Genomic DNA, 11,848 nt, shown 5'->3' with positions numbered 1-11,848 from the left:
GGTGCCCAGCCCGTTCCATCACGCCGACGCCGGTGTGCTGCGGGTACCGGACCTCAAGGCCGACCCACGGGATGCGCCGGCCCATACGGCGGCGATCATTCGTGACCTGCCATCATTGGTGGAGGGCTCACGGGGCACGCTGGTGTTGTTCTCGTCCCGCAAACAGATGCAGGACGTGTTCGACGGCCTCGACCGTGACTGGCGCAAGCAGGTGTTTATCCAGGGCAACCTGTCGAAACAGGAAACCCTGAACAAGCACAAGGCGCGGGTGGATGGCGGCGATTCCAGCGTGCTGTTCGGCCTCGCGAGTTTCGCTGAGGGTGTGGATTTGCCCGGCGCTTACTGCGAACACGTGGTGATCGCCAAGATCCCGTTCTCGGTGCCGGATGATCCGGTGGAAGCCGCGTTGGCCGAATGGATCGAAGCCCGGGGCGGCAATCCGTTCATGGAGATCTCGGTGCCGGACGCTTCCTTGAAACTGGTCCAGGCCTGCGGCCGCCTGCTGCGTACCGAAGAAGATCGCGGCACCATCACCTTGCTTGACCGGCGTCTGGTTACCCAGCGCTATGGGAAAGCTATCCTGAATGCTTTACCGCCGTTTCGGCGGGAAATTTCTTAAGGCCCAGTGGGCGAATTCGCCCACTTTGTGGTCTATCTCACCATCGCTTCACGTCATCAGGCCAGTCACCGGCCGTTTGGGAGAACCTTGTTCACATGATTCGCACGCTGCCCGCTGTTTTTGCCCTGTTGTTTGCCGCGCCATTGCTGGCTGCGCCTGCCGGGCAACAAACCTTGTTCAACTTTGTACGGCCCGCCGATGTGGTCAAGGTGGCGACCCAGGACGCCAGCCTGCCGCAATACAACGCCGAACAAACCGCTGAAGGCGAAGTGCTGCGCCGTATCACCTTCAACCCGGCGGCCGAACCGAGCCTGGTGCTCAGCCCGCAGACCGGCGCCTGGGACTGGTCGCAATCCGGTGCCATGAGCCTGCGTATTCAAAGTGCGATGGACTGGGCGCTGACCCTGTACGTCAAGGTGCAGAGCAATGACGGCCGGACACTGTTCAGCCGTATCGACCTGCCAGCCGGTCCCGCGCAAACGCTGTTGATTCCGCTGCAAGCCAACTCGCCCCTGAGCCAGGGGATGAAGGCCGGCCCGCCGATGCCGATCACCGTCGATGGCCAGCGCGTGCTGCTGGCCAGCAGCGAAGGGGAGATCGACCGCAGCCAGATCGTGTCGGTGACCCTGTCGATGATCAAGCCGAACGTCGCCCAAAGCATCTTGCTCGAACGCTTTGGCGTGCAGGACATCGCGCCGGTACTCAAGGCTACCTACAGCGATCTGGTGGACGCCTATGGGCAGTCCACCCGCGCCCGGTGGCCGGAGAAAGTCAGCAGCGACGAGCAGTTGAGGGCCGCAGCGGTCAAGGAACAGCAACAGCTCAAGGGCTGGCTGGCCGAGCGCGACAAGGCCTCCCTGGACAAATTCGGCGGCTGGAACAAGGGCCCGGCCTTTGACGCCAGCGGCTTCTTCCGCACCGAGAAGCGCGACGGGCGCTGGTACCTGGTGACACCGGAAGGCCATCCGTTCTACTCCCTGGGCGTCAATACCGTCGCCCCGGACAACAGCCAGACCTACGTGGCGGGCCGCGAATGGATGTTTGCCGCGCTGCCCAAGGCCGGCGAGCCTTTCGACAAATACTACGGCAGCGGTGACAGCCGCAGCGGCAATGGTGCCGATCAGGGGCGCAGCTTTAATGTCGGCCGCTGGTACGACTTCTATGGCGCCAACCTGCAGCGTACCTATGGCCAGCCGTGCGTGCCGCCGGCACCTTGTGCTCCGGAAGGTTTCGACCAGAAACGCTGGGTCAGCCACACCCTCGACCGCCTGCGGGCCTGGGGTTTCAATACTGTCGGCAACTGGAGTGCGCCGCAGCTGGCGACCGCCGACCGCGTGCCTTACACCTTGCCACTGTCGATCGTCGGTGATTACGCGAGCATCAGCACCGGCACCGATTGGTGGGGCGGCATGCCCGACCCGTTCGACCCGCGCTTCGCCATGGCCACCGAGCGTGCGGTGGCAATTGCCGCCCGTGACCATCGCGACGACCCGTGGCTGATCGGCTTCTTTGCCGACAACGAACTGGCCTGGGCCGGTCCCGGTGATGATGCGAAATCCCGCTACGCCCTGGCCTACGGTACCCTGCGCATGACCACCGACGTGCCGGCCAAGCGCGCGTTTCTCAAGCAATTGCGCGATAAGTACCGCAACCAGGAGGGGCTTTCCAGGGCCTGGGGCATCGAGCTGCCCGCCTGGGAACTGATGGAAGACCCAGGCTTTGTGCCGCCAATGCCAAGCCCGGAGCACCCGGAAATCGAAGCGGACTTCAAGTACTTCCAGAAGACCTTTGCCGACGCCTACTTCAAGACCATCTCCGATGCATTGAAATGGCATGCGCCCAACCAGCTGTTGCTGGGTGGCCGATACGCGGTCAGCACGCCGGAAGCGGTGGCGTCCTGCGCGCAATATTGCGATGTGCTGAGCTTCAACATGTACACCCTCAAGCCTCAGGACGGCTACGACTTCGCGGCCCTGCGGACGTTGGACAAGCCGGTGCTGATCACCGAATTCAACTTCGGCTCGGCGGACCGCGGCCCGTTCTGGGGCGGCGTGACGCAGTTGGCCCGGGAAGAGGATCGTGGGGTTGCCTACGCCAACTTCCTGAAGCAGGCCATGACCGAGCCGTCGATCGTCGGCGTGCATTGGTTCCAGTACCTGGACCAGCCGGTTACCGGCCGTTTGCTTGACGGCGAAAACGGCCACTTCGGCCTGGTCGGCATCACCGATGTGCCGTTCCAGGGGTTTGTCGACAGTGTGCGCAAAAGTAACCTGGCTGCCGTCGATCAGCTGGGCAAGGAGGCCGAAAAGGCCAAGGCTGCCGCAGCGGTCCACGCCGGTGAGGGCGGCAAGCCCGGGCGTGAAGGCAATGCAGCAGCGCCGGGTGCAGAGCATTCCGGCGGGCATTCCGGCAAAGGTCATTGATGGGGGCTGATCGACGAGAGCGGGTTCACAAATCGCTCAATGGCTGGAACAATGTCGGCCACTTTCTGTAGTACTTTTCCAAGGGGGCTTAGGTGCAGATTCAGGGTCATTACGAGCTTCAATTCGAAGCGGTGCGTGAAGCCTTCGCCGCGCTGTTCGACGACCCTCAGGAACGTGGTGCCGCGCTGTGCATCCAAATTGGCGGCGAAACCGTCGTCGACTTGTGGGCCGGTACCGCCGACAAGGACGGTGCCGAGGCCTGGCACAGCGACACCATTGCCAATCTGTTCTCCTGCACCAAGACCTTTACGGCCGTCACGGCGCTGCAACTGGTGGCCGAAGGCAAGTTGCAGCTGGATGCGCCGGTCGCCAAGTACTGGCCGGAGTTTGCTGCCGCGGGCAAGGAAGCCATCACCCTGCGCCATCTGCTCTGTCACCAGGCCGGGTTGCCGGCCCTGCGTGAAACGCTGCCCGCCGAAGCCCTGTACGACTGGCAGATGATGGTCGACGCCCTCGCCGCCGAAGCGCCATGGTGGAAGCTCGGGGAAGGGCACGGTTATGCGGCGATTACCTATGGTTGGCTGGTGGGCGAGTTGCTGCGCCGCGCCGACGGTCGTGGGCCAGGCGAGTCCATCGTGGCCCGGGTTGCACGGCCACTGGGCCTGGATTTTCATGTGGGGTTGGCAGATGAAGAGTTTTATCGAGTTGCCCATATAGCCCGAGGCAAGGGCAATGTTGGCGATGAGGCGGCACAACGTTTACTTCAAGTAACGATGCGCGAGCCGACGGCGATGACTACCCGTGCATTTACCAATCCACCGTCTATTCTGACCAGCACTAATAAACCCGAATGGCGGCGTATGCAGCAGCCAGCGGCAAATGGTCACGGTAATGCGCGAAGTCTGGCGGGTTTTTATAGTGGGCTGCTCGACGGTAGTTTGCTGGAAGCCGATATGCTCGAAGAGTTGACCCGCGAACACAGTATCGGCCCGGATAAAACCTTATTGACACAAACCCGGTTTGGGTTGGGTTGCATGTTGGATCAACCGCACGTGCCAAACGCCACGTTCGGCCTTGGCCCACGGGCCTTTGGGCATCCCGGGGCCGGTGGTTCGGTGGGGTTTGCCGATCCGGAACATGATGTAGCCTTTGGTTTTGTGACCAATACATTGGGCCCTTATGTACTTATGGACCCGCGGGCGCAAAAGTTGGTAAGAATATTGGCCGGTTGTCTGTAAATAGCTTGCTGTCTTGCGTTTTTTTGTTACAAAGGCACATACAAAAAGACGCTAGGCAAAATATTGTAACTTTAATGTTCCAAAAGCGTCTGTTTAACGGGTCATTCAGGCCCCTGGTTTTTTCTCATTTTGTGGATATCTCATGTTATCGAACAAGTCCTTGGCACTGGCGCTATGCCTCACTATTACTGGCTGTGCACAAACCCCACAAAATGATGCCGAGGGCGGGCATTGGTGGTCATTTGGCTCCGATAAGGCTGCTACCAAGGACGCAGTGAGCCAGGCCGACACCAAACCGGATGCCAAGCCGGCGGTCGCGGCCAAGGCGCCAGCGCCGGTAGCACCGGCTGCTGCACCTGCACCGGTTGCGAAGGCGGATACCGGCTCCAGCTGGTGGCCGTTCTCGTCGAAAGCCGACGACGCCAAGGCAGACCTGAAGGCCGACCTCAAGGCGGCAACGCCTGCCTCCGGCGCCCCGGCTGATGCACCGGCCGCTGCACCTGCCGTTGCCAAGACGGATACCGATACCAAATGGTGGTGGCCGTTCGAAAGCAAGCCAAAGCCATTGGCCAAGGTCGACGTCGCCAACATCCCGATGCCTGATCCAAAAATCACCCAGGCCTGGTTGGACGACTACGAGCCACGCCTGCGTCTCGCGATCAAGGACAGCAACCTGCAACTGGAACGCCGCGACAACGTATTGGTGGTGATTGCTCCGGTTGACGGCTCCTACAACCCGAAACGCCCGGCGATGTTGCTGCCGGTGACCCTGGGTCCGTTCACCCGTGTTGCCAAGGCCGTTGAAGGCGATCCGAAAACTGCCGTACTGGTCCTGGGCCATGTAGATACCTCGGGTGCCGAGCCGGTGAGCCAGGCCCTGACCAAGGAACGTGCACAGTCCATCGCTTCGATCTTCAGCCTCAGCGGCCTGAAGCAGGACCGCCTGATGCTGCGTGGCATGGGCGACCTGATGCCGCGTGCCGCCAACGACAGCAACCAGGGCCGCGCCCTGAACCGTCGCATGGAAATCATGTTCACCCAGCGCACCACCATGCTGGCCCTGTTGAGCAAGTACAACTCGGCCAACCCGCCGAAGGCTGAAATGGTCGCTGTGCAGGACGTTCCTGCTCCAGCCGCTGCTCCGGTCAAAAAAGCTGCCGCTCCGGCGAAAAAAACCGTTGCCAAGAAAGCTGCCGCCAAGCCGGCTGCCAAAAAGGCCCCGGCCAAGCCTGCTGCTAAAAAGCCAGCACCTGCCAAGGCCGCCGCTCCAGCTGCTACCAACGACCAGGCGAAGAACTGATTATTTGAGCAAGAAGGATAAAGCCGCATGACCCAGGCACTGGCCGATATGCGCCGTGACTACACACGGGACGGTTTGAGCGAGGCCCAGGCCCCGGATGAACCGTTTGCCTTGTTCCACCAGTGGTTCGCCGACGCGGTGAAAACCGAACAGCCACCGGTGGAGGCCAATGCCATGACCCTGGCTACGGTGGACCAGGACGGTCGCCCGCACTGCCGGATCCTGCTGCTCAAAGGCCTGGATACACAGGGCTTTACCTTCTTCACCAATTATCAGAGCGCCAAGGGCGAACAACTCGCGGCGCGACCGTTTGCCGCCATGACCTTCTTCTGGCCGACCCTGGAGCGCCAGGTGCGCATCGAAGGTCGGGTGGTCAAGGTCTCGCCCGAGGAGTCGGATGCTTACTTCCAGGTCCGTCCCCTGGGTAGCCGCCTGGGTGCCTGGGCTTCACCGCAAAGCCGGGTAATCAGGGACCGCGAAGAGTTGCAGGCGCTGCTCAAGGCCACCGAACAACGCTTCAGCGATACCCAGCCTGATTGCCCCGAACACTGGGGTGGTTACCGCCTGCTGCCGGAGCGCATCGAGTTCTGGCAAGGCCGCGCGAGTCGTTTGCACGACCGCTTGAACTTCCGCTTGCAGGGGGCCGACTGGACCCGTGAGCGCCTGGCGCCCTGAGCCCACCTTTCGTCACCTCGCCTGAATGTAGCGCTGCACGCCGAAGTCTCTAGTCAGAGGCCTTGGATGGGTAGCGCTGCGCTGCGTTATGCGGCCGTTAGCTACAATGATGACAGCGTCCATCAAGATCCTGAGGGAGGTGGGAACGCTACCGTTCGTCGAGTTTTTCGGTACAGGTTCTCTGTACTAAGGCTGAATGAAAACAATTTTCTGCCCGGCATGCCGTGACAGGCGGCAAGCCACAGCGGTTTAATGGATACCTGTCCTTTGGAGTTGATGCTATGCGTAAGTCCGTTTTACTAGTTGCCTGCTTTACCACCCTGTCGCTGCTGCTGGGTGGCTGCGCCTCGAGTCTGACCGGCGACTCGTACTCCCGTGACGAAGCACGTCGCGTGCAGACCGTTCGGATGGGCACCATTGAATCCCTGCGTCCGGTAAAAATCGAAGGCACCAAGACCCCAATCGGCGGCGTTGCTGGCGCAGTGGTTGGCGGTGTTGGCGGCAGCGCTATCGGCGGTGGCCGTGGCAGTATCGTCACTGGCGTTATCGGTGCGGTTGCCGGTGGCTTGCTCGGTTCGGCCGCTGAAGAAGGCCTGACCCGCACTCAAGGCGTCGAAGTCACCGTTCGTGAAGACGACGGCAGCATGCGTGCCTACGTCCAGGCCGTTGACCCGAACGAAGTCTTCCGCATTGGCGACCGCGTTCGCATCATGACCGTGAACGGGACAAGCCGCGTTACTCGTTAAGGGTAAGGTTGCAGGCAAAGAAAAACCCCAACCGGGTGACTGGTTGGGGTTTTTTGTTGGGGTAGCAATTGTCCGTGAAGGTCAGGATTGAACGAGCGCCTGCTTGCGACTGGCCATCGCCGTCACTGCATACCCGATCAGCGCCGCCAGTATCGACCCGGTCAGGATGCCCATCCGGTCCATACCCGCGTATTCACTGCTGCCCGGCACAAACGCCAGGGAGCCGACAAACAGGCTCATGGTGAAGCCGATGCCGCACAGGACCGCCACGCCCAGCACCTGGCCCCAGTTGGCGCCGGCGGGCAGTGCGGCAAGGCCGGTTTTTACCATGACCCAGGTGAAACCCAGTACGCCAACGGTCTTACCCAGCAGCAGGCCGGCGGCGATGCCCATTGGCACGTGGTGGGTGAAGCTTTCGAGGTTGACGCCCACCAGCGAGACGCCGGCATTGGCAAAGGCAAACAGCGGCAGGATCGCGTAGGCCACCCAGGGATGCAGGGCGTGTTCCAGGGTCAGCAGCGGCGATGGCTCGGCGTTTTTGGTGCGCAGCGGGATGCAGAACGCCAATGTTACGCCCGCCAGGGTGGCGTGTACGCCGCTCTTGAGCACGCAGACCCACAGGATCAGCCCGACAATCATGTAGGGCCCCAGCTTGACGACACCCAGCCGGTTCATGGCTATCAAGGCGATCAGGCATGCTGCTGCACCGGCCAACGAGGCGCCGGACAGGTCGGCGGAGTAGAAGAGTGCAATGACGATGATCGCGCCAAGGTCGTCGATGATGGCCAGGGTCATCAGAAACAACTTCAGCGAAACCGGCACGCGCTTGCCCAGCAGGGCCAATACGCCCAGGGCGAAGGCAATGTCGGTGGCCATGGGGATTGCCCAGCCACCCAGGGCGGCCGGGTTGTCCTTGTTCAGCGCCCAATAGATCAGCGCCGGCACGACCATGCCGCCGATGGCTGCCGCTCCCGGCAGTACCACTTGCGAAGGCTTGGACAGTTGGCCGTCGAGCAACTCGCGTTTGACCTCAAGGCCGATCAGCAGGAAGAACAGGGCCATCAGGCCGTCGTTGATCCACAGCAGCGCCGGCTTGGCGATTTTCAGGGCGCCGATTTGTGCGACCACCGGCACGTCGAGAAAACTCGCGTAGAGGTGCGACAGCGGTGAGTTGTTGATGATCAGCGCCAAAGCGGCAGCAGCGATCAGGAGCAGACCGCTGGCGGCTTCCAGCTGGAAGAAACGGGTGAAAGTGCTACGCAGAGGCAAGGGATGCTCTCCAATCAAAGTTCAATAGGTGGGTACCCTAACCCGTACCGTTAGTTGTTAAAACAAAAGTTATATTCTTATTTGTTATAAGGGATCGGTCTGATCACTTGCGCGCCAGACCCCGAAAATTGTGTGTCCAATTGAGTCATGACTGTATCTGTGTGGAGTGTAGGAAACATCCTAAGATCAGGTCTGAAATCCTTAGAGAAACCGATCATGAGCGACAACCGCCAATGGGCCCGCGAAGCCATTCGCATTATTGAAGCGGACTTCCAGCGCAGCGCCGACACCCACCTGATCCCCTTGCCAATGCAGGGTTTGCCAGGTATCGAGTTGTATTTCAAGGATGAGTCCAGCCATCCCACCGGCAGCCTGAAACATCGGTTGGCGCGTTCGTTGTTCCTCTATGCGTTGTGCAACGGCTGGCTCAAGCCCGGTGCACCGGTGATCGAAGCCTCCAGCGGTTCCACGGCGATTTCCGAGGCGTACTTCGCCAGGCTGCTGGGCTTGCCGTTTATTGCGGTGATGCCGGCCACCACTTCCCAGGAAAAGATTGCGCAGATCGCGTTCTACGGGGGCAAGAGCCATCTGGTGCAGGATCCGACGCAGATCTACGCCGAATCCGAGCGCCTGGCGCAGGAAAGCGGTGGTCATTTCATGGACCAGTTCACCTATGCCGAACGTGCCACTGACTGGCGCGCCAACAACAACATCGCTGAATCGATCTTCCAGCAACTGCGCTTTGAGCGTTATCCGGAGCCGAGTTGGCTGATTTCCAGCCCCGGCACGGGTGGCACCACGGCGACGTTGGGGCGTTATGTGCGTTATCGCCAGCACTGCACCCGAGTGTTGTGCGCGGACGCGGAGCGTTCGGTGTTTTTCGACTACTACCTGAGCGGCGACGCCAGCCTGCGCCTGGACTGTGGCTCGCGCATCGAAGGCATTGGCCGGCCACGGGTTGAGGCGTCGTTCCTGCCGAAAGTGATTGATGCGATGGTCAAGGTGCCGGATGCGCTGTCCCTGGCGGCCATGCATTACCTGGCGCAGCGCTTGGGGCGGCGAGTAGGCGGCTCAAGTGGCACCAACCTGATCGGTGCATTGATCGCGGCGCAGCAGATGAAGGCGGCAGGGGAGTCGGGCTCGATCGTGGCGATCTTGTGCGACGGCGGTGAGCGCTATGCCACGACCTATTACGATCAGGCCTGGCTGGCAGGGCAGGGGTATGAGTTGGAGGGTTTGATTGCGGCCGTTGCGGCGAGTGTCGAGCGGGGGCAACCGTTGCCGGAAAGCATCCTGCGCGCCAATATCTAAAACACCGCATTATCAATGTGGGTGCGGGCTTGCTCGCGAATGCGGAGTGTCAGCCAATACATGATTCGGCTGATCCACCGCATTCGCGAGCAAGCCCGCTCCCACATTTGATCTGCTGCGTTTTCAGCGCAGTGGTTAAGCCTCCAGGCCCAACATATCCCGCGCCAGCGCCTCGGCAATCCGAATCCCGTCGACACCCGCCGACAAAATCCCACCGGCATAACCGGCACCTTCGCCCGCCGGGAACAGGCCTTTCACGTTCAGGCTCTGCATCGACTCGTTACGGGTAATCCGCAGCGGCGAAGAAGTGCGGGTCTCGATCCCGGTAAGGACCGCGTCGTGCAGCGAGTAGCCCTTGATCTGCTTCTCGAACGCCGGCAACGCTTCGCGGATGGCTTCGATGGCAAACTCCGGCAACGCCAGCGCCAGGTCACCCAGGGCTACGCCGGGCTTGTAGGATGGCTCCACGGTACCGATGGCGGTGGACGGCTTGCCGGCGATGAAATCACCCACCAGCTGCGCCGGTGCTTCGTAGTTGCTGCCGCCGAGGATGAACGCGTGGGATTCCAGGCGTTCCTGCAACTCGATCCCGGCCAGCGGGCCGCCCGGGTAATCCACTTCCGGGGTGATGCCCACCACGATCCCGGAGTTCGCGTTGCGTTCGTTACGCGAGTACTGGCTCATGCCGTTGGTTACTACGCGGTTCGGCTCTGATGTCGCCGCGACCACGGTACCGCCCGGGCACATGCAGAAGCTGTACACCGAACGGCCGTTCTTGGCGTGGTGCACCAGTTTGTAATCGGCGGCCCCGAGTTTCGGGTGGCCGGCGTACTTGCCCAGGCGTGCAGCGTCGATCAGCGACTGCGGGTGTTCGATACGGAAACCCACCGAGAACGGCTTGGCTTCCATGTACACGCCACGGCCATGCAGCATGCGGAAGGTATCGCGGGCGCTGTGGCCGAGGGCCAGGATTACGTGCTTGGACAGGATCTGCTCGCCGCCATCCACCACCACGCCATTCAACTGGCCGTCTTCGATCAGCACGTCGGTGACCCGCTGCTCGAAGCGCACTTCACCGCCCAGGGCGATGATCTGCTGGCGCATGTTTTCCACGACGCCGGTCAGGCGAAACGTACCGATGTGCGGCTTGCTGACGTAGAGGATTTCGTCTGGCGCACCGGCCTTGACGAACTCGTGCAGCACCTTGCGACCGTGGAATTTCGGATCCTTGATCTGGCTATAGAGCTTGCCGTCGGAGAAGGTCCCGGCGCCGCCTTCACCGAACTGCACGTTGGATTCCGGGTTCAGCACATTCTTGCGCCACAGGCCCCAGGTGTCCTTGGTGCGTTGGCGCACTTCGCGGCCGCGCTCGAGGATGATCGGCTTGAAACCCATCTGTGCCAGCAACAGCCCGGCGAAGATCCCGCACGGGCCAAAACCGACGACGATCGGCCGCTCGGTCAGGCCTTCCGGCGCATGGCCCACGACCTTGTAGCTGATGTCCGGCGCCGGGTTGACGTTGCGGTCGTCGGCGAACTTGAGCAGCAGGGCCGCCTCGCCTTTGACTTCCAGGTCGATGGTGTAGATGAAGCACAGCTCCGACGATTTCTTGCGGGCGTCGTAGCTGCGTTTGAACAGGGTGAAATCGAGCAGGTCATCACTGGCGATGCCCAGGCGTTGCACAATGGCAGGCCGCAGGTCTTCTTCGGGATGGTCGATGGGCAGCTTGAGTTCGGTGATTCGTAACATGACAGGAATCCGGTAGGCGGCGGGCAAAGAGGCCGGCTGTTTTGCAAACCGGCGATTATAAGCCCCAACAGCGGTTTCCCGTCATGCTAAAACAGCGCAGGGCGCAATCAGTCGTCTCGCGAACCGCCGAACGACGCGCAACCGCGTTGCACCTGGCCGTTGACCCGAAGCTCAGCGGACATGTGCTGCAGGCTGCCGCTGGCGCTGTCGACACAGCGTTGCGGGGCCACCCAGAGTTCGATGTGCTGGTTATTCGCTTCGGTCATCAGGTTGAACCGTCCGTCGCCCGATTGCTCTTCCACATACGGCACGGCCAATGGTGGCTGGCCTTCACGCTCCAGCACCATGCCCTTGGCGGTGACGTTCATCGCCCAGGCCGGTTTGTGGCCGTTGGCCCGCAGGATCATGCGCTTGAAGTCCGGGTCATCACAGGCCGAGGTCGAGCGCTCGACGCGGTACACCTGTTGCAGGTCCACCGTGCCCTGGGTGCCGCTGGCGACGCCGGAGAACTTGCCACG

10 protein-coding genes are annotated in these 11,848 nt (G+C 61.5%); 7 read left to right on the top strand and 3 right to left on the bottom strand.

Annotated elements, in window-relative coordinates; translation table 11 throughout:
- From HX846_RS20440 to HX846_RS20415, 6 genes are all read left to right on the top strand, one after another.
- The coding region (locus HX846_RS20440; RefSeq protein WP_306173132.1) for a helicase C-terminal domain-containing protein at positions 1 to 619 on the top strand (619 nt) is incomplete at its 5' end.
- Positions 620 to 714: 95 nt separating this feature from the next.
- Positions 715 to 3,042, top strand: coding sequence for a beta-galactosidase (locus HX846_RS20435; protein ID WP_177041967.1), 2,328 nt, complete (start codon positions 715 to 717; stop codon positions 3,040 to 3,042).
- A 92-nt stretch (positions 3,043 to 3,134) separates the two neighbouring features.
- Positions 3,135 to 4,280 carry an EstA family serine hydrolase gene (locus HX846_RS20430; protein ID WP_003211696.1) on the top strand — a complete coding sequence of 382 codons (1,146 nt, stop codon included), beginning with the start codon at positions 3,135 to 3,137 and terminating at the stop codon, positions 4,278 to 4,280.
- 142 nt (positions 4,281 to 4,422) lie between these two features.
- Entirely contained in the window at positions 4,423 to 5,580 is a 1,158-nt protein-coding gene (locus HX846_RS20425) for an OmpA family protein (RefSeq protein ID WP_087694263.1), read from the top strand.
- Between the two features lie 27 nt (positions 5,581 to 5,607).
- A complete protein-coding gene (pdxH, locus tag HX846_RS20420; RefSeq protein ID WP_003211693.1) occupies positions 5,608 to 6,255 on the top strand; it encodes a pyridoxamine 5'-phosphate oxidase in 648 nt (215 codons plus the stop codon).
- Positions 6,256 to 6,536: 281 nt separating this feature from the next.
- Positions 6,537 to 7,001, top strand: coding sequence for a glycine zipper 2TM domain-containing protein (locus HX846_RS20415; RefSeq protein ID WP_010176704.1), 465 nt, complete (start codon positions 6,537 to 6,539; stop codon positions 6,999 to 7,001).
- A gap of 81 nt (positions 7,002 to 7,082) precedes the next feature.
- On the opposite strand, the gene nhaA is transcribed toward HX846_RS20415, so the two are convergent.
- The gene (gene nhaA / locus HX846_RS20410) at positions 7,083 to 8,270 is read right to left on the bottom strand and encodes a Na+/H+ antiporter NhaA (protein WP_178965988.1); all 1,188 of its coding nucleotides are present in this window, start codon (positions 8,268 to 8,270) and stop codon (positions 7,083 to 7,085) included.
- 213 nt (positions 8,271 to 8,483) lie between these two features.
- On the opposite strand from nhaA, the gene HX846_RS20405 reads away from it, so the two are divergent.
- Positions 8,484 to 9,581 carry a PLP-dependent cysteine synthase family protein gene (locus HX846_RS20405; RefSeq protein ID WP_173406096.1) on the top strand — a complete coding sequence of 366 codons (1,098 nt, stop codon included), beginning with the start codon at positions 8,484 to 8,486 and terminating at the stop codon, positions 9,579 to 9,581.
- Positions 9,582 to 9,716: 135 nt separating this feature from the next.
- On the opposite strand, the gene HX846_RS20400 is transcribed toward HX846_RS20405, so the two are convergent.
- Positions 9,717 to 11,330, bottom strand: coding sequence for an NAD(P)/FAD-dependent oxidoreductase (locus HX846_RS20400; protein ID WP_102368251.1), 1,614 nt, complete (start codon positions 11,328 to 11,330; stop codon positions 9,717 to 9,719).
- Between the two features lie 107 nt (positions 11,331 to 11,437).
- Positions 11,438 to 11,848, bottom strand: a 411-nt coding sequence (locus HX846_RS20395) for a COG3650 family protein (protein ID WP_372242005.1), incomplete at its 5' end; no start/stop codon positions are given.

Origin of the sequence: Pseudomonas sp. K5002 (assembly GCF_013386655.1) — a bacterium.
In the GTDB taxonomy this organism is placed as follows: Bacteria; Pseudomonadota; Gammaproteobacteria; order Pseudomonadales; family Pseudomonadaceae; genus Aquipseudomonas.
The sequence above is the reverse complement of the archived record's forward strand: the minus strand, read 5'-3'. Positions and strand labels throughout refer to the sequence as shown.